Here is a 23,540-nt window from a genome sequence, read left to right as displayed (position 1 = left end):
CGCTCGGCGTGGGTGCGGGTGGACACGAACTGGTGGGCCGGGCGGACGTGGGCGTGTGGTGCGTGGAGGTGGGCGGTGGAGCGGGCAACGGGGGGCGGCGCCGTGTGGTCCGTTGCGCGCCGTGCGTCTGGAGTGGTCGCTGGGCCAGGCGGTGGGCTCCTTGGCGGCCGAGCGCGGCCTGTTCGTTGCGGTGTGGGCGCGTTCGGTGCGAATGCGGTGGCGGAGGGTCTGGCGGGCCGGGCGCATCGGGGCGCGCGTGGACGGCGCGGTGTGCGGATGCGGGCGGTCACCGGGTGCGGTCGAGCCGTGGACCCGTTGGGTGCTCTGCGGTCCGGGCGCGGTGGTCGCGGGCGGAGGCGAGGCGGCTCGGGTCTGCGGCTGGTGGTGGACGGGTGGGTGGGGCGGGCGGTGGGGGTCCGCCCGCGCCCGGCTCGAGGGTCAGTGGTGGATCTTGGGCCTGGTGCGGTTGGCCAGGGCGGTCACGCCGGCTCCGGCGAGGCCCACCTGGAGGGCCAGCTCGATCCAGTCGATGCGCGGCGTGTCCGCCACGCCGAGGACGGTGGCGGCCGCTGTGCCCAGCAGTGCGGCGACGATGCCCACGAGGACGGTCGCGAGCAACGAGATGTGCTGCCTTCCGGGGACCACGAGGCGGCCCAGACCGCCGATGGCCGCTCCGAAGAGCAGCGCGGTGAACAAACCGCTGATTTCCACTGCGTACCCCCTGCGACTCCGGTTCCTGTCACTCCAGAGTCCGCCGGGACGAGGTGTGGCGAATCAGGTCTTCCCCTGACCCGTCCCTGGGTTTCCCCCGAGCAGTGCCGCGGCTGTGGCGGAGAGCTCGCGGCCGGGCACGTCCGGATCGCAGCCCACGCGGGCCAGGCGGGCACGGATCGCGGTGGGGGAGCGCTGCATCCCGTCGGCCAGGGACCTGATCAGCTTCGGCGACGACTCCTCGGCCGTGGTGAGCCAGGCGGTGCGCAGTTCGGTGTCGAGGGCTTCGGTCCAGGGCTGGTTGGCGTTCGCGTGGCGGGGCTGGCGGCTGCGCAGGCGCGTGTGCGCGCCCAGGACGCGCGACAGGAGCTTGCCGATCGTGGCGCCGCCCTCGACCGGCAGGCGCAACCGGCCGTCGGCGACCACCTCGCCGGAGTCGAGCGACCCCAGCAGCTCCAGCACCAGGGACTCGTCGGGGTCCGTCGTCGCGCTCAGCCGGTAGTGGACCTCGCCGAGCTTGATCTCGTTGTGGAAGGTGGATGTCATGGGGTCGACGCTAGGGAGGGGGTCTGACGGTTTTCCGGGGTGAGCGGCCCCGGAGGCCTCTGTGCGGTCGGGAGTTCACTCGAAGGGGTGGGGGCTAACCGGACGTCACCGAACTCCGGCCCGCACCGATGTCGGCGACGTCCGCGGCGGCACGCCCCGCGCCCCACCCGGCGGCCGAACGCACCGTCACGCGCGAGGTGCGGGTGCGGGTGAACATCTCGTCGAACAACGTGTCCACGGCCTGCTTGCGGTCCGCGAGCACCGGCAGCAGCCGCTCGTCCTCGACCACGTCCGCCGACGGCACCGCCGCCAGCCGTTCGCCGATCCGGGACGCGTAGGCCACCAGGAACGACTTGCGGAACGGCCGCGAACGCGCCTCGCTGCCCTTCCCCGCCTTGCCGCCCGCGGCGACCATCGCCCGTGTCGCCTGCACGAGCAGGGACGTCGACAGCAGCTCCACGCTCTCCAAGTCCACCTCGTCGCCCACGAGCGCGACGAACCCGAACCCGTCGTAGGCGACCGCCCGCGACCGGAACGCCTCCGCCACCACGTGCACCAGCTGGGACTTCTCCTTGAAGTAGCTCTTGTCCAGCCACATCCGCCGCGACGTCGCCTGGGCCGGCAGGTCGGCGTCGAGCATCGCGCGTTCCAGGGCGTGCCGGTTCATCAGCTCCTGCGCCTTGGCCGACAGCGCCTCCGCCTCCTCGGGGAACGCCGTCGACTCGGCCTTCGCGAGCAGCCCGCGCACCCGGTTGAGGACCTTCGGGTCGAGGCCCGCGCGCACGGCGGACATCAGCACGTCACCCGGCAACGGCAGGATCTGCGGCAACGAGGGCAACCGGCCGAGGAACTTCAGCAGCTCAGCGGCTGTGCGTTCGGCGTACGACCGGGTCTCGATGTGGCGCGTCGCCCACGCCTCCAGCAGCGGACCCTCCCACCACACGGAGGCTCCGATCTCCTCCAGCTGACGCTGCCACCGCGGGTGCACAGTCGCCGGAGGATGCGGCGAACAGGACAAAGCGATCACGTCCACCACGAGAGAGGTAGCCGACTCGTCGAGTGACCGCGCCACGATCTCGCGGACGTCGTACGGCAGCCAGCCGCGCTTCCAGAGCGCGTCGACCGCTTTCACCAGTTCCACGCCAGGCAGTATGAGACGTCCGCCATGTGCACAGGTCGGGGACCACCTGGTAGACACGGGATGTGATCGAGCTCCAGTTCCGCGGCCGGACGGTCGTCCGCGAGCACGCGCTGGTGATGGCGATCATCAACCGCACCCCGGACTCGTTCTACGACAAGGGCGCCACCTACGCCGAGGACGTGGCGATGGAGGCCGTGCACCGCGTCGTCGACGAGGGCGCGGACATCGTCGACATCGGCGGCGTGAAGGCGGGGCCGGGCGATCTGGTCGACTCCAGCGAGGAAGTGCGCCGCGTCGTGCCGTTCATCGCGCGCGTGCGGGAGGCGTACCCAGACCTCGTCATCAGCAGCGACACGTGGCGCGCGGACGTCGGCCGGCTCGTCTGCGAGGCCGGTGCCGACCTGCTCAACGACACGTGGGCGGGCGCGGACCCCGGCCTGGCCGAGGTCGCCGCGGAGTACGGCGCCGGCTACGTCTGTTCGCACACGGGTGGTGCCGTGCCCCGCACGCGTCCGCATAGGGTGAGCTACCCGAACCTCGTGCAGGACGTCATCGCGGAGACGACCACGCGCGCGGAGAAGGTGGTCGCACTCGGCGTGCCCCGCAAGAGCGTGCTGATCGACCCCACACACGACTTCGGCAAGAACACATGGCACAGCCTCGCGCTGGTGCGGCACACGGACGCGTTGGTGGCGACCGGGTGGCCGGTGCTGATGGCGTTGTCCAACAAGGACTTCGTCGGGGAGACCCTCGGCGTGGAACTGCACGAGCGCGTCGAGGGCACCCTTGTCGCGACTGCGATCGCGGCGTTGGCGGGCGCCGCGGTCTTCCGCGCGCACGAGGTGGCGCGCACCAGACGAGTACTCGAGTCCGTCGCTCGACTGTGAGCTGGAGGTATCAGGTGGACGACGTCTTCGCCCGGTTTTCGGACGACCGGTGGGACGACTTCCTCGACGAACTCGACAAGATCCGCGTGAGCGTGGTGGATCCCGCGGAACGGCAGCAGGTGAAGGCGACCGCGCGTCGCGACGCGCGGGAAGCGGCGGGTCAGCCGTTGCTCGTGCGGATGGCCCTCACGGACCGTTACCTGAACCTGCTCGCCATCGGCGTGTGGGCGGGCGACGAGAGCTGGCGCGGCGAGCTGCGCGACCTGGTCGCCTCTCTCGTGCCCGAAGAGGACGAGCCGCGCGATGACGCCCTGTTGAGCTCTGTCATCGCCGTGGCGCTCGCACAGCTGCTGCAGGACGCACGGCTGCGTGGCGGTTCCGAGGCCGACGTCATCGCACAGTCGGCGTGGGAGAAGGCGCAGGAGTGGGCGGCCTACGCGGAGGACCGCCACGTCGAACGGCTCCTGCACGCCTCCACAGAGGCCGGTGCGCGCGTGGTGACCGCCTCGGAGGTCCAGGAGGTCGTCGAACTGGCCACCGCCGTGGCGGACGACCAGCACGCCGAAACGATCGCCGCGCTGGAGACCGAAGGCTTCACCGCGGAGTTCATGAACGGCGTGTGGGTCGTCGAGGGCGAGTTCCGCAACCCTGTGCGGGCTGCTGCGCGCGCAATCACGCTCACGGGCCACGGTTGCGTCCTCGCGCGCAACGCGAAGCAGTCCGCCGTGATGCTGTGGCAGGAGAACACGCTCGCGATGGCGGACTCGAAGGTGCCGCGCTGGCGCGTCTACCCGATCCTGGCCCCCGTCACGCCGCAATCGAAGTTCTCAGGCGGCGAAGGTCTGCCGTTCACCCGCGAGACACACCCGTTGGCACCCGCTCCGGAAGTCGTGCGCCGGTTGGCGGACGCCGTGGGGGTCAACCTGTCCCATCTGCTGGCCGCATTGCGGTGAAAGGGTGATCTTTGCCTTTCCGCTTCCTCGACTCGTTATCTTGGTGTCATGCCCAGATTTGCCGAGTTCGATGTGGAAGGCCTGCGCAAATCCAGCGCCGTCGCGGACTTTCCCTGGTCAGAGACGTGGGTCACGTTGATCCGCGTCGATGCCAAGGGGGTGGTCCGGCAAGCGAAGTCGTTGAGCGAGAAAGTCTCTTTGCTGACCGTTGCGTCGGACAAGGACCTCGTGATCGCCTCCTGTCCGGAGATTTACGCCGTCGACGACCTGTCGGCGGCCCGTGCTGCCGTCAGGGCTTCGGTCGCACGCGAAATGACGCCAAGCCTCGGATGAAGGACTCCCGCCACTCGGGCTCAGCGGCGAGCGCGAGTTCCGGGAAACGCCGCAGGAGCGTCCCGAAAGCGATCTCACCCTCGACTCGGGCCAGCCGCGCTCCGACGCAGTAGTGGATCCCGTGCCCGAACGTGACGTGGGGATCTCTGCCCAGCCGCAACACGTCCGGATCCGGGTACCGGGACGGATCCCGGTTCGCCGCCCCAAGTGAAACGGTGACCTGCGAGGACCTCGGAATCGTGACCCCTCCGACGACTACGTCGGTGGTGGCGACGCGCACGATGCCCGTGGCGAACGGGCCGTCGTAGCGCAGGAGCTCCTCGACGACCTCCGGCAGCGCGATCGGATCGTCGATCACCCTCCGCTTCACCACGGGATCGCGCAGCAGTGCCAGCAGACCGTTGCCGATGAGCTGCACGGTGGTCTCGTGTCCCGCTGTGATCAGCAGCACGAGGTTCGGGACGAGGTTCGGTTCGTCCCGGAGCTCCGTGATGACGTCGTCGCCAGGCTCCTTGGTGTTCAAGAGCTGCTGCACGTATCCGGCGAAACGGACGAACGCGTCGGCCATCGTCTGCGGTGCGAGCAGCTCGCCGGAGAGCCGGCGGATCTCGTCCCTGTCCTCTTCGGGCACTCCCAGGAGCTCACAGATGACGGCGATCGGCAGCGGGTAGGCGAACGTCTCGATGACGTCCACCTCCTCCGCGTCCTCCCACGTGCCGAGCAGCTCGTTGGTGATCTGCTCGATTCGCGGTCGTAGCGCCTCCACGCGCCGTGTGGCGAACGCGCGCGCGATGGGTTTGCGCAGGCGCGTGTGTTCCGGCGGGTCGGTGTGGTTCAGCATGCCGCCGGGGACGAACGCGCTGCTGAGGCCGGGGTGGCTGAGCGCCTGCACGACGTCGTCGTAGCGGCTGATCATCCACGTCTTCTGGCCGTCCGGGGTCTCGATCAGCGCCGGTCCCTGCTCGCGCCACTTGTCGAAGTACGGCGTCGGATCCGCGAAGAAGCTCATGCCGCCATCTTGACGTCGCCGCAGGTCAGGGACATGAGTAGGCGATCACCCATCTTGCCGGCGCACATCACCTAGCCTGGCCGCATGGGGTGGCCGTTCGTGGGGAGGGACGCCGAGCTCGTCGCGGTCCGGCGCGCGGTGCGCGGGGCCGGGCTGATCGTGGCGGGTCCCGCCGGCGTGGGCAAGACGCGGTTGCTGGACGAGATCGCGTGTGACGTCCGGTTGCGTGCGACAGCGGCCATGTCGGAGATCCCCCTCGGCGTGATGGCGCCCTTCTTGCCGTCAGTCGATCCCTCGCCTTTGGCGATGTTGACCGCCGCACGGACAGCGTTGCGCGGTCGCGTCGTGGTGGTCGATGACGTCCATCTGCTCGATGACGCGTCTGCTGGGTTGCTGCATCAGCTCGTGCAGCACCGTGAAGCTGTCGTGGTGGCGACGCTGCGTTCGGGGGAACGGGCGCCGGAACCCGTGGTGGCGCTGTGGAAGGACGAACTGCTGCCGCGCATCGAGCTGGAGCCGCTCGGGCGCCCCGCGGTGGTCGAGGTGCTGGAGACGGTGCTCGGCGGCGTGCTGGACAGCGTGACGGCCGATCGGCTCTGGACGGCCTGCATGGGGAACATGTTGCTGCTGCGGGAGATGCACTTCGCGGCGGCGTGGACGTCGCACGGCGGTGTGTGGTCGTTGGACGGTCCGCTGCCGTTGTCCGCCCGGCTGGTGGAGCTGATCGAGGCACACCTCGCCGCCGTGCCGGACGAGGACCGCCGTGTGCTGGAGCTGCTGGCTTTCGGTGAGCCTCTGGACTTGGCCGCTTCCGAGTCGTTGGACGGCCTCGTCACCGTGACGGACGAGGGGCTGCGTCTCGCGCATCCGTTGTACGGCGAGGTTTTGCGCGCGCAATGTCCCCCTCTGCGCAAGCGCAATCATCAGCGCTACTTGGCTTCCGTGCTCGACGACCCGTTGCGGGTGGCCGTGTTGCGTCTGGACAGCGGGACGGCCGACGATCCCGACCTGCTCCTGAAAGCCGCGAAGCTCGCCAGCGCGACAGGTGGTGTTGTTCTGGCAGAGCGACTTTCACGCGCCGCATGGTCCGTCGGTGGTGGTGTGGAAGCTGCACGGCTGTTGGCCTACGTATTGGTGTTCACGGACCGTGCGGAGGAGGCAGAGGAAGTGTTCGCGATGGTCGCGACCGACAACGACCCGGTCGAGGTCCGGACCATGCGCGGGATGAACCTCGGGTGGGGCCTGGGGCGCAGCGAGGAAGCCGCCGACATGATCGTGATGCCGGCGGGGCGGGCCGTGATGCTGTTCCACGCGGGCAGGTACGACGAGGCCCGCGCCCTGCTGTCGGCTTCCGATCCGGGCGAGGCGGCGGTTCTCGCGATGATCGACGTGGTGCAGGGCCGGTACACCGGCCCGTTCCCCGTCATCCCGCCGGTCAGCGAAGTGGGGCTGGGTGCGGAGATGAACACGTTCTCCGAGGTCTTCGTGCACTCCTTGCACGGCGATCTGGTGCGTGCGGAACGTCTTGCCGTGCGGGCGCATCAGGAGAAGGCGGAGTGGGACTCCATGCGGTCCAGCTGGGCCGTTTCGTGCGCTGCGCTGGCGTGTGCCGGTGGGCGGCTGCTGGAGGCACGGCGGTTGTTGCAGGAGGCGCGGCCCGCGCAGCCGTTCGTGCGGTTGTGCGTGCTCGCCCACGTCGAGGCGTTGCTCGGCAACGACGCCCGTTCCCTGCTGGCTGAGGCGGAGGAGCTGGCGCCGCCGGGGATGCGGCCTTATCGGCACGGGTTGTGGACGGCGCGGGTCTGGGCTGGTGGTGCTTCGCCGTTCGACGCGGCGGCCGAAGCCCGTTCGTATGGGGAGTTCGCTGCCGAGGCGTTGCATCTGCACGATGCGGTTCGGTTGGGGCGTGCGGCCGAAGCCGTCGAACGGTTGCGGGAGCTCGCTTCCACCACCACCGGTCTGCTGGTGCCGGTGTTCGTGGCGCACGCGGAGGCGTTGGTGCGCAACGATCCTGCCGGGCTGGCCGAGGTGGCTCTGCGGTTCGAGGAAGCAGGGTTCGTGCTGCACGCCGCGGAGGCCGCTGCCGAGTCGGGTGATCGTGTGCTGTTCGGACGGCTGATCGGGGCGTGCGAGGGGGCGCGGACGCCTGCGTTGGCGCGGATGTCCCTGGTGCCGCTCACGCAGCGGGAGCGGGAGGTGGCGGCGCTGGCGGCGCGGGGGCTGACGAACCGGGAGATCGCCGAGTCGCTGGTGATCTCGGTGCGGACCGTCGACAACCACCTGTCCCACGCTTATGCGAAGCTCGGGATCGCGACGCGTGGAGAGCTGGTGTCGCTTTTTGCCGACGACCTCGCGGACAGGGGCTAACGCGGAGCACAGGCCGGAACGACAGTTCCGGCAAAAGGGCAACGCGGTGCCGGGCGATGGGGTGTTGACGTGACGGAGATGGATCGGGTGGCCGCGCTCATCAAGGAGCGCAACCGCATCGACGCCGAGCTGGCGGCGCACATCGGACGGCCGGCCCTGACCGGGCACCTCGGCGAGTGGATCGCCGCCCAGATCTTCGGCATCGTGCTGGAGAAGGGCCCCAAGGGCGTGAACGGCAGGCTGGCCGACGGCCGGTCGGTGGACGTGAAGTGGTACCTCAAGCGGGAAGGCCTCCTGGACCTGGGGGAAGACGGGGCGGACCTCTACCTGGTGCTCGCCGGGCCCAAGGCGGCCGCGGCCAGTTCCCGTGGCACGACGCGGCCCGTGGTCGTCGACTCCGTGCACCTGTTCGACGCGGCGGCCGTCGTCGCCGACCTCCGGGCACGCGGCCGCAAGATCGGTGCCGCGTCCAGCGTGCGGGCCGAGCTGTGGGAGGCCGCGGAGATCTACCCGCGGCACAACCCGTCGTTCCCCGTCACCGATGAGCAGCGCGCACAACTCGCCCTGCTCGGCAGTTAGTCGTCGGCCGTGAGGCTGTGCCCGTCCCACGTGAAGCGCACGGTCGTCACGGCGTCATCGCCGTCGGTGCCGGTCGTGAGCTGGTGGATGGCGATGCCCGTCAGCTCCCGGTAGTCGCACCACTCGTGGTCCGAGGTGAGGACCAGGTCCAGGTCGAAGTTGACCAGCAGTTCCAGCAGCTGGCCGCGGTTGGTGGCGTCGACGCCCACGAAGACCTCGTCGAGCAGGATCAGGCGTGGTGCGTGCGGGGCGGAGTGGTAGTGGGCCGCGGCCGCCGCGAAGAGCGGGAGGTGCAGGACGATCGCCTTCTCGCCGCCGGAGAGGGCGCCGTGCACTCGCTTGGTGACCGGGACCCAGCCTTCGCCGCGGTCCACCTTCACGACGAACTGGTGCCACGTCGTGTAGTCGAGCACCTGGGCCAGTTGTTGTTCCCAGCCCGTCGCGGTGTCGTTGGCGCGTGCTTCTTCTACGCGCTCGCGGAAGAATTGGTGCAGTTGCTCGTGCTCGTTTGCGTTGAGGTCCGAGCGGAGCAGGAGGTCGCGGGCCTCTCTCGTGCCCGGCGGTAGCTGGGGGTCCACCTGCCAGTCGAGCTGCACGCGGATGCCGGAGGCGGTCTGGACGCGCTCCAGGCGTTGGTTCATCGTGCGGACCAGGTCTGCGGCGTCCTGGATGCGCTGGGCGATGTGCCTTCTCGTGTCGCCGGTGAGGGTTTGGTCGAAGAGGTCGCGTTCGCCGTCGGTGATGTGTGTGCGCATGCGGTCGCGTTCTGCCTGAAGCGTGCGAAGCAGGGCGTGTGCGCCCATGCGCGTGCCGTCGAGGGTCGCGGTGAGGACGGTGACGTCGTCGTCGGCGTCCAGGGACAGGGCGATGCGGCCTGCGAGTTGTTGTTGTGCCTCGTGCACGGCCATGCTGAGGCGCGATTCGGCGTCGCGGATCAGACGCGGGTCCACGCCGCCTTCGGGCACCTCGCCGGCGTCGGCGGGCAGGTGGCTGCCCGTCAGGTGGCGGTGGCGGGCTTCGGCGGCCTCGTGGGCGATGGTGGCTTCCGCGGCGCGTGCGGTGTCTGTCTTGCGCTTTTCCTCCAACGTGCCGAGGGTGCGCGCCAGGCCGGTTTGCTTGTCTTGCAGCAGCTCGCGTTGTTCGGCCAGTTCGAGTGCCTTGGCCCGCAACGAGATGAGCTGCTGGTCGAGGGCGTGGAACTCGGAGCCCGTGGACCGTTCGACGGTTTCCAGCTTGACGGTCAGATCGGCGGCTTCCTGCTGACGGGCGGCCGCCGTCTCCTCGGCCTCGTCGGCCAGGGTGCTGCTCAGCGACGCGCGGCTGCCGGCCTCGACCGACGACGTCTCCGCCGCGAACGCCGCCTGGCGGTCGTCGAGCCAGCGGTGGCAGGCGGTGCCGAACTTCGCCAGCGCCTCCACGTCCGGCAGGGCGGCGGGGGAGCCGAGGCGGGCCAGGGCGGTCTCGGCGTCGGACACGCGCTGGGCGGCCGCGGCGACGGCGTCCTTGCGGGCCGCGCACCGCAGCTGCGCCTTGGTCCGCTGCTCCTCGGCGATCTCGATCGGGTCGGTCGACGGCTGCCGCGCCAGCTCGCCCGCCAGGGTCGCGCGGCGCACGGCGATCTGGTTCAGCGCGGCGTCCACACCGGACAGGTCCGTGGCCAGCTGCTCGATCAGGCCCGTGAGCTCGGCGATGCGGCCCGCACGGGCGCGTTTGCGGGAGTCCGCGCCGATGTAGGTGGGGAAGTCCTTGCTCCAACGGCCGTGCGCGTTCGCGAGGCGCCACGTGCCGTCCGCGCCGATGGCGGCGGTGTGACCGGAGGCCGTGTCGCCGAACGCGATGCTTTCGAGGAGCTGCCGGCAGCGCTCGTCGTCGGTGACGAGCACCTCCAGCAGCGTGGTGCCGGGCGCGGGGCCGCAGAGCAGCGGTTCGGCGAAGCGGTCCAGGTCGGAGACGCCGAACGAGCTGTCCGGGGTGAGCCACGCGTCCAGCAGGCCCGAGGCCTCCAGCGCCGCCTCGACCGCGGCGCACACGTGCGGTGGCGTGCCGGGACGGAAGTCGACCAGTCGCCACAGGGGAGCGCCCGCGGCGGACGCGCGGTATTTGACGTCGCGCGTGTACGGGGCGGGCGGTGGCACGTCGATCTGGTTGGCGAGCTTCTCGCGGATGGAGTTGTACTGCGAGAGCTGGCCGTTCAACGCCGTGCGCGTCTCGTGCAGACGTGCCTCGATGCGGCTGAACTCCTCGCGGGCGAGCGCGGCGGCCTCGACGATCTCGCCGTGGTCGGACACGCTCAGCTCGGAGCAGCCCTGCGCCCAGGTCTCGAAGTCCGCGCGGAACTTCGCCAGCGCCTGCTCGAACGCCTGCTGCGTCGCGACCTCCGCCTCGGTGGCGAGGTCGAGCTCGTCACGGGTCTCTTCCAGCCGTTGGCGTGCGGCGTCCCGTGCCTCGACGGCTCTCCCGTGCGCGGCAACGGCACGCATGATGGAGCTGATCTCGGCGGAACGGGAGTCGACGGCGGCGGTGAGCAGCTGTCGTCCCGCCCGTGCGTCGCTGCCCGACTCGATCTCCTCGAACACCGACGGCATGCCCGCCAGCTCCGCGGCCTCCCGCGCCTGGACGGCCGATCGGCGCACGTCATCGGCTCGCGCGGCCGCGTCGGACTTGGCCTGTCCGGCCTGCTCCTCCTCGGCGACGGCGCGCGCACGGAGCTTCGCGGCGTGCGAGGCGGCTTCGGTGGCGCGCTGGGCCGCGGCGGACAGCTGCTGCCGCAACAGGTCGAGCTGCTTGCCCTCCTGGTAGGCGGGCAGGTCGGAGATGCCGGCGATCTGCGCGCCGACCGCGCTCGCCTCGCGTCCCAGGGCCGCGAGCTGGTCGAACGCCTCGTCGGTCAGCGTCACCTGGCGCTGGTAGCGGCGTTCGCTCATCCGTGCGGCCCGCGTGGCGTCCTCGAGCTGCTCGGACGACGTCTCGAGGGCCCAGGTCGCCGCCCCGAGAACACGCTGGGCGTAGGTGCGCTGGACCTCCGCGAGCCGTTCGGCGGCGGTGATCTCCTCGTCGAGACGGCGGAGGTCCTCGCGCCGCCGGTCGAGCCGTTCGAACCCCTCGGCGATCTCGGTGAGGTCGGACTGGTCCAGCGGCGGAAGTGCCTTGGACAGCAACGAGGACAGCACGCCCGGGTCGAGCCGCTCGGACAGCTTCGGCGTGCGCAGCTGCAGCAACGCCGTGATCAGCGAGTCGTACCGCTGCTCGCTCACGCCCGGGAACAACGTCGTGCGCACCGTGTGCCGGTAGTCGGCCGGTGAGGCGTGCACGACGCCGTGTTCACCGATCGCCTCGACGAGGTCGGTCTTGGTCAACGGCCGTCCGGCCTCGTTCACCAGAGCCAGGTCGCCGACCCTGAGCGACGTCGTGAAGTACGTGGCGTTGACGTTCGACGTGTTCGCGGTGGCCTGAAGGCGCGCACCGCACGTGAACCACTGCTCGCCGTGCTGGAACTCCAGCCACACGTACCCCACGCGGGTGCTGCCCTGGTTGCCCTCGCCCATGAGGTTCCAGTGCATGGTGCGGTCCGCGCTGCCGAACGTCGACAGCCGGTGCGGGCGCAGGTTCGCGTCGAACAGGTACGGCAGCAGCAGCTCGAGCGCTTTCGACTTGCCCGTGCCGTTGGGACCCCTGAGCAGCAGTCTGCCCTGGTAGAACGAGAAGATCTCGTCGTAGTAGCGCCAGACGTTGATGATCCCGGCGCGGCTGGGTTGCCACCGGTCAGTCATGCAGCTCCTCGATCGCGTACCGGGCTGCCGCGGGCAGCCTGCGAACGACGCCGTTCTCCGTGCGCGCGAGACCGAACGCTTCCAGCAGCTCGATCCCGTCCGCTGCGAGTCTGCCCGCGCCACCGTCCGACTGGTAGGCCTTGGCCCAGTTGCGGAACTTCGTGAGCAGCTCGCGCGTCTCCTCGACCAGGTCCTCGAACGGCGCGGGGCCTTGTGCCAGCCGGTCGAGCAGCAACAACGCGGCGACCTTCGCGTGGCTGTCGTCGTCCGGGAACCTCGTATCCGTGGCGATGGCGTCGGTATCGACCACGAGAAAACCCTCGGCGCGTTCTTCGAGCGTGCAGCCCGCGAGCCCGATGCCGGTCCTGACGACCTTGCGCCCGGACGGCGACGTGAGGAACGCGATCTGGCTCTCGCTCAGGTCTTCCTTGTAGACCACGGGGTCGTCGATCAGCCTGCGCATCACGGAGTGCCGCTGCCACACGCTGCGATGCGCGTTGTCATATCTGGTCTCGCGGGTGAGGTCTTCGATCGTGTCCACTGTGGAGGCGGGAACGGGAGCGGACAGCAGGCGCGTGATGAGAGCCGGATCCGCGCGGACCTGCTCGCCGACCTCGACCGCGCCGTGCTCTTCGAGGAAGTTCAGCACGTCGGCGAACGCGTTGCGGTCGGCACGCCGGGCCGGCTCGAACGGCGGAAGCCCCTCAGCGGCGGCGGCCTGTTGCGTGCGTGCCGTCAGTGCGTCGAGCGTGATCGTGGGCGTGGTCAACAGTTCCGCGCACACGAGACACAGCACGATGTAGCGCCGCCGGTCGAACACCGGACGCGTGCTATCAGGCCGTTGCGTCGTCTTGAACAGACGCGCGTATCCGGCGCGTGGCTCGACATGCACGCGCCAGCCGCAGTAGTAGTCGAACCACTTCACGATCGGTTCGCGGCGCCTTCTGATGAGGTCGAAGCCGTCGTGGTCCTGCCTGGCCGTGACCAGTGGACGCGCGAGCAGCAGGCGGACGCCACGCGCGATCTCTTCGCTCTCCAGCCGTGCGAGCTGGTTCCCCGTGCGGCTCATCGGCTCTGCACGTCGATCACGTAGTCGGGCCCGCTCAGCGTGCCCTTCTGGGTGGTCATGGTCGCCCAGCCGCGGGCGTTGCGGAGGTTGATCTGCATGCGCCCGTCGCTGGTGCCGGCCGTGCGCGTGCCCGTGCTGTCCGGATCGCTGCCCAGCGCGCGTCCGACCAGGTCGATCAGCCTGTGGAACGTGTCGTGGTCCAGGTTCGTGAGCGTGGAGATGCGGACGGCGCCGTCGGTCTTGATCTGCGACCACGCGTATTCGAGCTCGGCGCGCTCCTTCTCCGCCTGGATGCGGCGGTTGCGGCGCACCTCGTCGACGTTGCGGACCTTGCCGGTGCTGCCGATGTGCTCCTGCTTGCCCGTCGCCCGCAGCTGCGGCGACACCGGCACCGGCGGCGTGTTCTCCCACGCCTCACCGCTGGGGATCAGCTCGCCGTCGGCGTGCGCGAGGTGGGCGTGGCGGGAGGAGTAGAGCCCGAACGCGGCGTTGAACAGCTCGTGCGCCTCGGCCTCGGTGCCGGTGCGCCCGAACCACCTGGCGAGCGCCCGGAAGTCGGCCGCGGTGTTCGTGGGCTTCCTGCGCTGCTCGCTGATCCGGTCCAGGACCCTGAGCAGCTGCACGATCGCCTTGCGCGACACGTCCTGCAGCTCGTCGGCGTTGTCGAACCACGTCGTGAGGCTCGCCCAGTTCGCCGCCCGCTGCCGCAGCCACGGCTCGGCGTCCAGGTGGGGGCCGGCACCGCTGCGCGCCCGTTCGTGCAGGTCGGCGGGGTCGATGGCGCTAATTGCGTCGCGGATCCGCTGCTTGCGGTCGTCGAGGTCGGCGATGAAGTCGCGCAGGTAGGTGATCGTCGTGCGCTTGAGGTCCTGGAACGTGGCGAGGTCGGCGTCCTCGTCGCGGAGCAGGCGCTGCAGGTCCGCGTTGAAGCGGGTGGTGTTGACCTTGAGCGCGTCGAGGTGGCCTTCGAGCTCCATCAGCTTCGTGAAGGTGCCGCGGTCGTCCAGCGGCTTGCCGAGCTCGTCGAGCCGGTCGGCGATCGCGTCCAGGACGGCGGTCTGCAGCGAGCCGCTGCCCGTGAGGGTTTCCAGCGCGTGCTTCAGGCCCGCGTACGCGGCCTCGCCCAGCTTCGTCAGCCCGTACCGATGCTGGCTCGCGTCGAGCAGGCCCCAGCCGCGCAGCGCGGCCAGGGACGCGGCGAGCTCGTCGTCGGCCACCTGCTCGGACCAGCCGACGCCGCGGAGGCGTTGCTGCACGTCATCGGCCGTGAGGACGGTCTCCAGGCGCTCGTTCGCCACCCCGAACACGCGGACCACTGCGGTGTGCAGCTCGGCGTGGCCGGTCGTGGTGAAGCGGAACAGGTCCGCGGGCACCGGGGGAAACGTCGTCACCTGTGCCACCGTAGCTTGTCGCCGCAGGGCTATCCGGTGACAGGGCGGGCGGACATCACGGTCGGACGCCAGGCGGTCGATGCTCGAGGAACTGCCCGTCCAGCGGGTCGGGCTCGGGACGGCTGTTCTCCAGGTCCCGGGCGATTCGCAGGTTGGACAGCGGCTTGGCGATCACCGTGCCGATCGCGATCAGAACGATCATCGCCCACACGGCGAACTTGCTCTCGTACGGCTGGTCGACAGCCTCCCAGGTGCTGCCGCGGACGAGGGTGACCGGCTTCGGTTCGCCGATGTCGTCCGGGGTGAACTGCGACTGGCTCATGGTCTGGGTGACCTCCGAGCCGAAATCGGGCTTCACCTCCACGGTGCACTGCCAGACGACGCCGAGGTAGCGCCAGTCCCGGTCACACGATCGGGCGGTACCGCTGCCTTGCGTCGGCAGGACGACTGTTCCGTCGTCGTTGATGTGCGCCACGACGAAGACGCCGTGCACGAAGTACGCGCCGTACAGGGCCAGCACGCTGATGGGCACGTTCCAGCGCCATTGGCGGCGGAGGCTGCGGGCCAGCGCACGCCTTCGCTCGGGATCGGCCGGGCGACCGAGCCGATCGGGAGGCCACAGGAAGGCGGCACCGGCGAAGGCACCGATGCCGAGCGCGAACCCGGTGATGGCGTTCCACGGCTTCGGGTCGAACGAGCCTCTCGCGGGACTGAACTTCGGCGGTCCGTCGGCGTACGTGAACTTCTCCATCGGCACCTCGGCTCCGATGTCCGCAGGAGTCAGCATCGACGAGTAGTTGGTGTAGCGGTACTGCTTGCCGTCGGTGTCCGTCACGATCGCCGAACAGCTCCAGCGGGTGCCGAGCAGCATCCAGTTGCGTTCACACTCGACGTTGTCCGCGGTCGCCTCCGCCTCGCCGCCGTCGGTGTGGTCCGCCCAGAAGGCGCCGACGAAGATCGCGGCGTACAGCGACGACAGGAACCAGACCACGGCGAAGCGGCGCTTGCGGTACCGCGTCAGCCGCGGTCCACCTCGCTGCCGCTCGTCGGCGGCGGAGTCCGCTTTCCTGTCGCGGAACAGGCGGAAGGTGATGAAGAGCGCGGCTACCGGTGCGCCGAAGAGGCAGAGGACCAGGAGACCTTTGCTGGGCGGGCGTTCCTCGGTGACTCCCCATTTCACGGAGGCTGCCGAGGTCCGGGTGGTCCGTACGCGGTTGTTGGTCATCGGTACGCGTTTGCCGACGTCGGCGGGTGTGAGTGAGGAGTTGCCGTTGCTGTAGTGGTAGCGCTTGCCGTCGTTGGCGACGATGGTGGCTTCGCAGGACCAGAGGGCTCCGAAGGCCCACCAGTTCCTCGAACAGGAGATGTCCTGGGCGTAGCCCTTCGTCTCTCCGCCGGAACCCGCTTCGCCGTCGAAGAACAGCGTGCCTGCCTGGGCGATGTAGAGGGCCGCGATCCAGAGGACCGCGGCGATCGCGATGCGCTTCGTCACTTCTTCTCGTCGGGATCCTGGTGGCCGCCTTGGCCCACCGCCTTGTTCATCTCCTTGCCCAACTCCTTGGCCGGATGGGCCACATCGCCGTAGTGGGGCATGAGGTGGCCGATGTCCCTGCTGGCCACGGCACGCACCCAGTTCTGGCCGTCGAGCAGGCCCTTGGTCAGGGGAGCGTCGACGTGGTCACCCGCGCGCCCACCCCAGTGCGAGGGATCGCCCATGTCCTGCCTGCGCGTCGTGAGCGGCGGCTGGTTGAGCTTCTCGTAGAGGTCCTTGACCTTCTGCTTGCGCGCGGGACCGTTGTCCTTCACGCGTTGCGCCCACTCGTCGACCTTCCGGCTCGTGCGCTGGGCGAGGTCGTCGACCTTGTTCATGGCGTTGTCGACGCCGTCCTGGACGCGCCTGCTCGTGTTGCCGAGTCCTTCGCCGACATTGTCGAGCGTGTCCGCCCTGGACACCCGTGTCGCGGAGTCGGACGCGAGTTCGGCCGCGCGCTGGTTGCCGTAGCTGCTGTTGGGCATCTGCCTGCTCAACGCGGCCAGGTCGTCCGCCTGCCTGCGCATCGCGTCGCCGGCCTTCCCCGCCAGGGAACCGAGCTTGTCGAGGGCCTTGAACAGCTTGGCGACGAACCTCGCGATCTTCGTGCCGATCTCGACGGCCTTCGTCACGGCGCGCGTGATGAAGGCGGCGATCGAGGCGCCCGCGGTGGGGACGGCCGACGCGGCGGCCGGGATGCCCCACATCAGCAGGGTTCCCGCCAGGTCGGCCAGCAGGTCGCGGATCAACGCCCTGGTGGCGGCGACGATGGCGCCGGCCACCTTGATCTTGTTCGCGGCCGAGAACGCGGCGGCGGACGAGCCCCTCAGGTGTTCGACCAGCTTGGTGCACCGGGCGCGATAGGCGTCGGCGGCGTCGCCCGTCCAGTCCGCGAGCGCCTTCGCCTGGTTCTCGTAGGCGGTGGCCTCGTCGCCCAGGCGTTTGGCGATGTTCTCCCAGGTGTTGCCGACCGCCTCGATGGAGGGAGGGTCGCCCGCGAGCTTGTCGAAGGGCTCGCGGATGAAGCCGACGTTCTCGATGATCCAGCCGACGACGGACGAGGCGAGCGTCCCGAGCGGGTCGGTGAGGAGACCGGCGACGTCGAGGACCATCGCGGCGCCGTCGATGCCGAGGGCGACCGGGTCGATGTCCTTGCCCTCGATGAACGGCCTGACCAGGTCCTCACCGGTGTCGGCGAAACCCGCGCCGGCGAACCACTTCGGTTCGTCTTTCTTCTGCACGATCAACGGATTGCTCATCGGTTCCTCCTCCTGCGGGCACGCGGGTGCTGGACTGTCACGTCACCGGTTCCTTGCTGCGGAACATCCGGAAGGTGATGTAGAACGCGACCGCGGGTATGCCCAGGAGGGAGAGGACCGCGAGGCCTTTGCTCGGCTCGCGTCGTTCTGCCAGCCCCCACTCCCAGCTGCCGCGGGACATCCCCGAACCGACGCGTTTCTTGGTCATCGGCACCTGCTTGCCGATGTCGGCGGGTGTCAGGCCGGAGTCGTCGCTGGAGTACGTGTAGCGCTGGCCGTCGTCGGCGACGATGGTGGCGTTGCAGTTCCAGAGCAATCCGAACACCCACCAGTTGCGTGCGCAGGAGATGTCCTGGGCGTAGCCCTTGGGTTCACCGCCGGAGGGCACCTCGCCGCTGAACGTGACCGCGCCGGCATGAGCTGTGTAGAGCGCGGCGATCCAGAGGACGGCCGCGATCGCGATGCGCTTCACCCGTCCGTCCCCCGGAACGAGGCGCGGTTGCCGTCCTCGGTCTGCTGGTAGGTCTCCGCGGTCGAGCAGAGGCTGTCGCCCGTGGCCTCGAACGCCTTGGGTAGCTCGGCGAGCAGCTGTTTCGCCTTGTCCAGTTCGTCGTTGAAGATCCACGACCACCGCTGGCAGAGCTCGCCCATCACGGCGGGGCCGAGGCTCACCTGCGAGGCGGACACGGCCTCCTGCAGGGACGGGGACAGCCGGCCGACGAGGTTCTTGCCGTGGGTCGCGATGGCCTCCGCCTGGGCCTGGAAACCGCCGGTCATCGCAGCACCGAGTTGCTGCCGAAGTCGTCGTCATCGCCCTGGGGCGGTGCGGGACGGCCCGGTGCCGGCTTCGGCTCTTCGACGGTGCCCGCCGGGTCGATCACGGCGATGCTCTGGTCGATCTGCTCGCGCAGGAACGCCATGCCCTCGCCTTCGCCGAGGATCGGGCGCATCGTGTCCTCGATCTTGCGGGCGGCTTCGACCTGGGCGCGGCGGATGGTGTCCATGATCGTGCGGCCGAGCGCGGTGTGGCCCAGGTCGTCGGCGCGCGGGGTCAGCTGGAGCGACTCGATCCGGCCGCCGGAGCCCACGGTGACGAGGACGGCGCCGTCGGGGCTCTGGGCCTCGGTGCGGGACTCGCGGAACGCGGTCTGGATCGCGTTCGCCTGTTCCTGGGCCTGCTGGAGGCGTCCCTCGAAGTTCGCGAGGAACTGGTGCGGATCGGTCATGATCCGGATGTTCTCATTCGCGCTGACTGGGCGTGGTCGATTCAGCACAATGTGTGCATGGTCAAGCCGCTCATCACCCGGGAGATGCGGGAACGCGCCCGCCGCGCGCCCAGCAACTGGTTGCACGTGATCGACCCGGTGCACGACGAGGTCTCCGCCGAGGCGGTGATCGGGCGCTACCTCGTGGACGAGCGGGGCGAGATCACCGACCAGTACGTGCCGAACCCGCGGTACCGGCCCCGGGAGGTCGTCTTCGACAACGACCTCGAGTCGGTGATGTACCTCGTGCGGCGCGGGTACGCGGACAAGGGCGACCTGGTGGACGCGGTGCTGGCGGCCGAGCTCGTGCTGCCCGCCGACCCTTCCCGCCGGCCGCGCGAGCACCTGGTGGTGCGAGGGGACGTGGTCGACGTCTTCTCGTCGCGACGAGCGTGTCCCCGCGACTGGCCGCCGCACTGGCACCGGTTCCTGGGGGTCGAGCTGGCGGTGGTCGTGAACGCGCTGGAGCGGCCGGTCACGGTGCTGGTGACCGCTCAGGGCGGGCTCCAGTTCGAGCTTCCGGGTGAGGCGCTGGCCGACGGGGTGCGGGAAGCGGTCTCGATGGGGTGATCCGCGCCATGGCATGGGTGAACCAAGCCCTCGTGTTGCGCCGATCGGTCTAATCTCCGCCCGTGCGGACGAGGCTGAGCCCCATGCAGCAGGCGGTGGTCGATGCCGGGCGCCCGCTGCCGCAGCTGACCGATCCACTCGACGTCGAGCTGCGGGTCAGCGCGTCGGTGGGGTCTTTCGCCCGCAACGAGGAGTTGTGGGAGGTCGTCGTCCGGCACCTGGAGGGGGTGCCGAGCCGGCGGAGTGCGGCGCTGCTGACGGCGCTGGGGCACCTGTTGCCCGGACGGCCCGGGACGTGGGCGAAGGAGGCGGCCGCGCACCAGGAGCCGCCGCGGTGGGACCTCGCCGGGTTGCGGTTCGGGGAGTGCTGGATCGGCGACCGGTCGATCGACGCTGGATACCTGGCGCTGCTGTGCAGTTACGCGTACGGGGACGTGCCGCACGCGATGGTGTTCATGGTCGACGAGATCAACGGGAGCCTCACGAGGCACGCGTTCCTGACGAGGCAGGTCGACGAGACGCTCAGCCGGTTGCGGGACGAGGTGCGGCTGGAGCTGATCACCCCCGAGGCGGCCCATTGGCTGCTCAGCCGCAGTTACGACCGGTTCGAGCGGCGGCCGGCTCTCGCGTTCGGCATGGACGTGCACCAGACGAGGTTGGTGGCGCGCCGGCGGATCGCGTTGGCGATGAATCGTGTCGCTGTGTGAATTGCGCGGTGGTGATTCACCCGTTCGTACCGCGTGTCCGTAGCTCGACCGTGGGGTGACCATTACTGTCCGGGTGGTGATCCGAGGGATGGTCGAGACCTCTCGCGCCGGGTGTGAGGATCAGGTCCTCAGCCGTGTCCCCTGTGGTGCCCGGCACCGGTGGTGGTCGGTCGCGTCTCAGCGGTTCGGGCAGACGACCGCGCTCAGCCAGGTGCTGCTCGGCGCGACGCTCGGGTTCGGCATGTCGTTCTGGGGAGCGTTCGTCGCGCTCACGGTCGGGGCGGTGCTGGTCGGCGTCGTGGCGGTCGCCGTCGGGACCATCGGGTGGCGGGAAGGGCTGCCGACCGCCCTGCTCAGCCGGTGGACCGGGTTCGGTCACGCCGGGTCGGCGGTGCTGGGGTTGGTGGTCGCGCTGTCGTGCACCGGGTGGTTCGGGGTGCAGACCGGCCTTGCCGGGGCGGTGCTCGCGAACGTCGCCGGGGTGCTGCCGGCACCGGTGTGGGCGCTGGTGTTCGGGGTCGTCGTCACGGTCGTCGCGGCCTGCGGTGCGCGGTGGACGGCGTGGCCGTCGTATGTGGCCGTACCCGCGTTCCTGGGGTTGCTCGCGTGGGTGGTGCTCGCGAACGTCAACGATGTCAGCGACCTGAGCGGCCCCGCTCCCGGTCCGTCCATCGGGATGCTGACGGCGATCACACTGGTCACCGGCAGCTTCGTCGTGGGCGCGGTGGTCTCGCCGGACGTGACGCGGTTCCACCGCGACGGGAGCGACGTCGTGAAGCAGACAGTCCTGGGGGTCATGGCCGGCGAGTGGGTCATCGGCCTGGTGGGCGTGGTCATCGCGCACGCGCTCGGCACCACGGACGTCCTGGGCGTCATCGGCTCGACCGGCGGCTGGGCCGGGGCGCTGGTCGTCGTCGCGGTCGCGGTGAAGATCAGCGACTGGAACCTCTTCTCGGCCTCGCTCGGGCTCGTGAACTTCTTCGACGCCGTCCTCGCGGTGCGGGTCAGCCGGGCGCAGGTGACGGTCGTGGCGGGGTGCGCGGGCAGCTCCCTCGCGGCCGCGGGCGTCGCCGCCCACTTCAGCCACTTCCTCGTCCTGCTCGGCGTGGTGTTCCCGCCGGTAGCCGGGATCATGATCGCCGAGTACCACGTCGTGCGGTGCTGGCGGAACGAGCTCGTCTCCACCCGGCCGCTCGTGCCGAGGTCGGCGCCCTCGTGGGTGCCCGCGACGGTGGTCATCTGGCTCGTCGCGGCCGCTGCCGGCGAGGTGCTGCCGTTCGGGCTGTCCGGTCTGAACTCCTTCGTGCTCGCGTTCGCGCTGTACGTCGCCGCCGGGCGGTGGGACCTGCTGCGCATCAGGACGCGCAGGGCCACCCGCCGCGAGGTGACCGGGAAGGCCGCCTGAGGTCAGGTCGGCACGAACGCGGGCAGGACGGCGTCCACCTCGAAACCGCCGTCGTCGGTCGGGCCCGCGGTGAGGGTGCCGCCGACCATCTCCACGCGGCCGCGCAGGCCGAGCAGGCCGCCGGAACCGGGCAGCGCCGGGCCCGGAGCCGACGGCCGGGCGTTGCGGATGACCGCGCGGACGCTGCTCGGTCCACAGTGGATCGTGATCTCGGTGTGGGCGCCGGGGGCGTGCTTGTGCACGTTCGTGAGCGACTCCTGCACCACCCGGTACATGGTGCGGCGCATGGCGGGGGAGATGGTGTCCGCGTCACCGTGCTCGGTCAGGGTGACCTCCAGGCCGGTGGCGGCGGAGTCGGCCACGAGGCGGGACAGGCGGTCGGGCAGCACGTCCGGAATGCGCGGGGCGCGGCCGGAGCGCAGGACGCCGACGAGGTCGCGCAGTTCGGCCAGCGCCTGGCGGCCCGCGGTGCGCAGCTCCTCGGCGGCCTGGCGCACGCCGTCGTCCTTCGCCGCCATCCGCAACGCCCCGGCGTGCAGCACCATCAGGTTCAGCCGGTGCGTGACGACGTCGTGCATCTCGGCGGCGAGCCTGGTGCGTTCGTCCGCGCGGGCCTGCTCGACGCGCAGCTCGCACTCCCGCTCGGTGAGCATCTGCCGGAGCGTGCGCCGCTCGCCCAGGTACAGGCCGGCCAGACCGGCGATCACGATCGCGCCGGGGCCGACGAGCCCGTCCGGCACCGTCCACACGCCGGCGCCCACCACCCACGCCAGCACGTGGACCGGCACGAGCCAGCGGTGCCGCGCCGCGTGGGCGGCGGAGAACGCGGACGCGAACGACGCGAAGGTGGGGGTGAGCAGGGTCAGGAAAGCGATTGCCAGACCCGACGCCCGCGGGCGCGTCCGCCGCCACCACAGCGCGCCCGCCGCGAGCAGGTGGACCACGACGTAGAACGCCGTCGACGCGACCACCAGGCGGGACGGCGCGGGCACCAGGAACTCGCGGCAGACCCCCGGCGCTGCCACGAGGAGCACCAACGCCAGATCCCGGGCCCGCGTCACGCCGGTGACGATACTGCCGGTTTTGTGCTCCGGATCACCTACTGGAGCAGGGGATTGTCCCTACTTTCGCAGGTGGCGACGGCCGGCCTTTCCGCCTGCCGGACACCGGCGTTCGGTGGCTGCACCCGCTGCTTCCGGAACAGCCCCGTCCACAGGAACGACTTGCCGAAGAAAGCGCTGTCCGGGGCCTCCTCCGTCATCCGGCGGAGCTCGACCTCGGCGAGGTCCTGGAAGACCCACCGGAGGTCGTCCGGGTCGTAGCCGACGCCACCGGACAGGCCCGCCTGCCGGTACAGCTCGGCGTCCGGCGTGGTGGTGCCCTCCTCGGCGGTGAAGCACGTGAGCGCGAAGTGGCCGCCGGGCACCAGCACGCGGTCCAGCAGGGCGAGGTAGCCGATGCGCCGGTGCGGCGGCAGGTGGTGGAAGCAGCCGGAGTCGTAGACCAGGTCGTAGGAGCCCTCGGTCGTGAACGCGTCACCGTGGCGGTACCGGATGCCGAGACCTTCTGACCGCTCCTCGGCCCACGCGATGGCGGTGGCCGAGACGTCCACGGCATCGACCTGGAACCCGCGGCGCGCCAGGAACACCGCGTTGCGGCCGGGCCCGCAGCCGACGTCCAGCGCCCGGCCCGGCGTGACCAGGCCGCGTTCCAGGTAGCCCGCCAGGTTCTCGTCCGGCTTGGCCGCGAAGAACGGGACCCCGCGCGAGCGGTCCGCGTAGAAGCCGTCCCACCAGTCGCCCGCGCGGGCGGTCCAGCGGTCGGCTCCCGGCGCGAACAACCCGTCCAGCAATTCCATCACGTCGTCGAGCGTGCGTACGTTGCGCAGCAAGGAAAACCCCCAGGTCGGTACGCCTCGACCCTATCCGGGGGAGAGGCTCTGAAGGCCGCCTTCGCTGAGTCTCTCGCGGTACCCGCGGGCACCTTCGGAGTCGGCACCCGACCGGATCCGCTATGTGAGCGGTATGCGGCGTCGGCTCACGCGCGA

At 70.2% G+C, this 23,540-nt stretch carries 22 protein-coding genes; 8 read left to right on the top strand and 14 right to left on the bottom strand.

The genetic code is table 11. From position 1 onward, the window contains the following. Positions 1-438: 438 nt before the first annotated feature. The 3 genes from L6E10_RS02305 to L6E10_RS02295 all read right to left on the bottom strand — a co-directional run bounded on the left by L6E10_RS02305 (position 439) and on the right by L6E10_RS02295 (position 2,398). On the bottom strand, positions 439-711 hold the full coding sequence (locus tag L6E10_RS02305) for a GlsB/YeaQ/YmgE family stress response membrane protein (RefSeq protein WP_236216287.1): 273 nt from the start codon (positions 709-711) through the stop codon (positions 439-441). Positions 712-774: 63 nt separating this feature from the next. Continuing rightward, positions 775-1,257 carry a hypothetical protein gene (locus tag L6E10_RS02300; RefSeq protein ID WP_236216285.1) on the bottom strand — a complete coding sequence of 161 codons (483 nt, stop codon included), beginning with the start codon at positions 1,255-1,257 and terminating at the stop codon, positions 775-777. Between the two features lie 94 nt (positions 1,258-1,351). Beyond that, positions 1,352-2,398: a DUF2786 domain-containing protein gene (locus L6E10_RS02295; RefSeq protein ID WP_236216283.1), complete on the bottom strand. Its 1,047-nt coding sequence runs from the start codon at positions 2,396-2,398 to the stop codon at positions 1,352-1,354. A gap of 62 nt (positions 2,399-2,460) precedes the next feature. On the opposite strand from L6E10_RS02295, the gene folP reads away from it, so the two are divergent. Genes folP through L6E10_RS02280 form a run of 3 tightly spaced genes read left to right on the top strand, consistent with a single transcriptional unit; the run spans position 2,461 to position 4,571 of the window. Further along, complete coding sequence (gene folP, locus L6E10_RS02290; RefSeq protein ID WP_090098274.1) at positions 2,461-3,285, top strand: dihydropteroate synthase; 825 nt, start codon at positions 2,461-2,463, stop codon at positions 3,283-3,285. A gap of 14 nt (positions 3,286-3,299) precedes the next feature. After that, positions 3,300-4,238 carry a hypothetical protein gene (locus L6E10_RS02285; protein WP_236216281.1) on the top strand — a complete coding sequence of 313 codons (939 nt, stop codon included), beginning with the start codon at positions 3,300-3,302 and terminating at the stop codon, positions 4,236-4,238. Positions 4,239-4,286: 48 nt separating this feature from the next. Beyond that, the gene (locus tag L6E10_RS02280) at positions 4,287-4,571 is read left to right on the top strand and encodes a hypothetical protein (RefSeq protein ID WP_236216279.1); all 285 of its coding nucleotides are present in this window, start codon (positions 4,287-4,289) and stop codon (positions 4,569-4,571) included. Here the strand turns inward: L6E10_RS02280 and L6E10_RS02275 are convergent. Next, entirely contained in the window at positions 4,528-5,580 is a 1,053-nt protein-coding gene (locus L6E10_RS02275) for a cytochrome P450 (RefSeq protein ID WP_236216277.1), read from the bottom strand. The two genes, L6E10_RS02280 and L6E10_RS02275, sit on opposite strands and share 44 nt — an antisense overlap. Before the next feature lie 84 nt (positions 5,581-5,664). Between L6E10_RS02275 and L6E10_RS40150 the strand changes: the two genes are divergently transcribed. Together L6E10_RS40150 and L6E10_RS02265 are read left to right on the top strand one after the other, a co-directional pair. Continuing rightward, positions 5,665-7,947 carry a LuxR C-terminal-related transcriptional regulator gene (locus L6E10_RS40150; RefSeq protein ID WP_275675967.1) on the top strand — a complete coding sequence of 761 codons (2,283 nt, stop codon included), beginning with the start codon at positions 5,665-5,667 and terminating at the stop codon, positions 7,945-7,947. A 69-nt stretch (positions 7,948-8,016) separates the two neighbouring features. Beyond that, a complete protein-coding gene (locus L6E10_RS02265) occupies positions 8,017-8,526 on the top strand; it encodes a hypothetical protein (protein ID WP_236216275.1) in 510 nt (169 codons plus the stop codon). On the opposite strand, the gene L6E10_RS02260 is transcribed toward L6E10_RS02265, so the two are convergent. Genes L6E10_RS02260 through L6E10_RS02225 form a run of 8 tightly spaced genes read right to left on the bottom strand, consistent with a single transcriptional unit; the run spans position 8,523 to position 18,772 of the window. After that, on the bottom strand, positions 8,523-12,296 hold the full coding sequence (locus tag L6E10_RS02260; protein WP_236216273.1) for an SbcC/MukB-like Walker B domain-containing protein: 3,774 nt from the start codon (positions 12,294-12,296) through the stop codon (positions 8,523-8,525). The genes L6E10_RS02265 and L6E10_RS02260 overlap by 4 nt on opposite strands. Beyond that, complete coding sequence (locus L6E10_RS02255; protein WP_236216271.1) at positions 12,289-13,365, bottom strand: TIGR02678 family protein; 1,077 nt, start codon at positions 13,363-13,365, stop codon at positions 12,289-12,291. The genes L6E10_RS02260 and L6E10_RS02255 overlap by 8 nt, the downstream gene beginning before the upstream one ends. Then, entirely contained in the window at positions 13,362-14,756 is a 1,395-nt protein-coding gene (locus tag L6E10_RS02250) for a TIGR02677 family protein (protein WP_236216269.1), read from the bottom strand. The genes L6E10_RS02255 and L6E10_RS02250 overlap by 4 nt, the downstream gene beginning before the upstream one ends. A gap of 55 nt (positions 14,757-14,811) precedes the next feature. Beyond that, a complete protein-coding gene (locus L6E10_RS40655; protein WP_236216267.1) occupies positions 14,812-16,248 on the bottom strand; it encodes a DUF6346 domain-containing protein in 1,437 nt (478 codons plus the stop codon). Beyond that, complete coding sequence (locus tag L6E10_RS02240) at positions 16,245-17,546, bottom strand: WXG100 family type VII secretion target (protein WP_236216265.1); 1,302 nt, start codon at positions 17,544-17,546, stop codon at positions 16,245-16,247. Before L6E10_RS02240 ends, L6E10_RS40655 begins: the two co-directional genes overlap by 4 nt. Before the next feature lie 37 nt (positions 17,547-17,583). Then, the gene (locus tag L6E10_RS02235) at positions 17,584-18,018 is read right to left on the bottom strand and encodes a DUF6346 domain-containing protein (protein ID WP_236216263.1); all 435 of its coding nucleotides are present in this window, start codon (positions 18,016-18,018) and stop codon (positions 17,584-17,586) included. Next, positions 18,015-18,323 carry a hypothetical protein gene (locus tag L6E10_RS02230; protein ID WP_236216261.1) on the bottom strand — a complete coding sequence of 103 codons (309 nt, stop codon included), beginning with the start codon at positions 18,321-18,323 and terminating at the stop codon, positions 18,015-18,017. The genes L6E10_RS02235 and L6E10_RS02230 overlap by 4 nt, the downstream gene beginning before the upstream one ends. After that, positions 18,320-18,772 carry a YbaB/EbfC family nucleoid-associated protein gene (locus tag L6E10_RS02225; protein WP_236216259.1) on the bottom strand — a complete coding sequence of 151 codons (453 nt, stop codon included), beginning with the start codon at positions 18,770-18,772 and terminating at the stop codon, positions 18,320-18,322. Before L6E10_RS02225 ends, L6E10_RS02230 begins: the two co-directional genes overlap by 4 nt. Positions 18,773-18,829: 57 nt before the next feature. Here L6E10_RS02225 and L6E10_RS02220 point away from each other — a divergent pair, with 57 nt between their 5' ends. From L6E10_RS02220 to L6E10_RS02210, 3 genes are all read left to right on the top strand, one after another. Further along, on the top strand, positions 18,830-19,381 hold the full coding sequence (locus L6E10_RS02220) for a hypothetical protein (RefSeq protein ID WP_236216257.1): 552 nt from the start codon (positions 18,830-18,832) through the stop codon (positions 19,379-19,381). 62 nt (positions 19,382-19,443) lie between these two features. After that, complete coding sequence (locus L6E10_RS02215) at positions 19,444-20,088, top strand: hypothetical protein (protein ID WP_236216255.1); 645 nt, start codon at positions 19,444-19,446, stop codon at positions 20,086-20,088. A 76-nt stretch (positions 20,089-20,164) separates the two neighbouring features. After that, positions 20,165-21,493, top strand: coding sequence for a cytosine permease (locus L6E10_RS02210; RefSeq protein ID WP_236216253.1), 1,329 nt, complete (start codon positions 20,165-20,167; stop codon positions 21,491-21,493). Positions 21,494-21,495: 2 nt separating this feature from the next. Here L6E10_RS02210 and L6E10_RS40650 read toward each other — a convergent pair whose 3' ends face one another. Together L6E10_RS40650 and L6E10_RS02200 are read right to left on the bottom strand one after the other, a co-directional pair. Continuing rightward, positions 21,496-22,554 (bottom strand): sensor histidine kinase, encoded by a 1,059-nt coding sequence (locus L6E10_RS40650; RefSeq protein WP_236216251.1) that lies wholly within the window; start codon positions 22,552-22,554, stop codon positions 21,496-21,498. A 38-nt stretch (positions 22,555-22,592) separates the two neighbouring features. Then, complete coding sequence (locus L6E10_RS02200) at positions 22,593-23,384, bottom strand: bifunctional 2-polyprenyl-6-hydroxyphenol methylase/3-demethylubiquinol 3-O-methyltransferase UbiG (RefSeq protein ID WP_236216249.1); 792 nt, start codon at positions 23,382-23,384, stop codon at positions 22,593-22,595. Positions 23,385-23,540: the final 156 nt, after the last annotated feature.

The organism is Lentzea sp. CC55, from assembly GCF_021056325.1.
GTDB classification, from domain to species: domain Bacteria; phylum Actinomycetota; class Actinomycetes; order Mycobacteriales; family Pseudonocardiaceae; genus Lentzea; species Lentzea jiangxiensis.
The sequence above is the reverse complement of the archived record's forward strand: the minus strand, read 5'-3'. Positions and strand labels throughout refer to the sequence as shown.

What these genes read in the sequence shown, in the direction of transcription:
- L6E10_RS02300 (WP_236216285.1), bottom strand. Translation starts at nt 1,257, where the DNA reads ATGACATCCACCTTCCACAACGAGATCAAGCTCGGCGAGGTCCACTAC.
- L6E10_RS02280 (WP_236216279.1), top strand. Translation starts at nt 4,287, where the DNA reads ATGCCCAGATTTGCCGAGTTCGATGTGGAAGGCCTGCGCAAATCCAGC.
- L6E10_RS02275 (WP_236216277.1), bottom strand. Translation starts at nt 5,580, where the DNA reads ATGAGCTTCTTCGCGGATCCGACGCCGTACTTCGACAAGTGGCGCGAG.
- L6E10_RS40150 (WP_275675967.1), top strand. Translation starts at nt 5,665, where the DNA reads ATGGGGTGGCCGTTCGTGGGGAGGGACGCCGAGCTCGTCGCGGTCCGG.
- L6E10_RS02260 (WP_236216273.1), bottom strand. Translation starts at nt 12,296, where the DNA reads ATGACTGACCGGTGGCAACCCAGCCGCGCCGGGATCATCAACGTCTGG.
- L6E10_RS02255 (WP_236216271.1), bottom strand. Translation starts at nt 13,365, where the DNA reads ATGAGCCGCACGGGGAACCAGCTCGCACGGCTGGAGAGCGAAGAGATC.
- L6E10_RS02240 (WP_236216265.1), bottom strand. Translation starts at nt 17,546, where the DNA reads ATGAGCAATCCGTTGATCGTGCAGAAGAAAGACGAACCGAAGTGGTTC.
- L6E10_RS02230 (WP_236216261.1), bottom strand. Translation starts at nt 18,323, where the DNA reads ATGACCGGCGGTTTCCAGGCCCAGGCGGAGGCCATCGCGACCCACGGC.
- L6E10_RS02225 (WP_236216259.1), bottom strand. Translation starts at nt 18,772, where the DNA reads ATGACCGATCCGCACCAGTTCCTCGCGAACTTCGAGGGACGCCTCCAG.
- L6E10_RS02220 (WP_236216257.1), top strand. Translation starts at nt 18,830, where the DNA reads ATGGTCAAGCCGCTCATCACCCGGGAGATGCGGGAACGCGCCCGCCGC.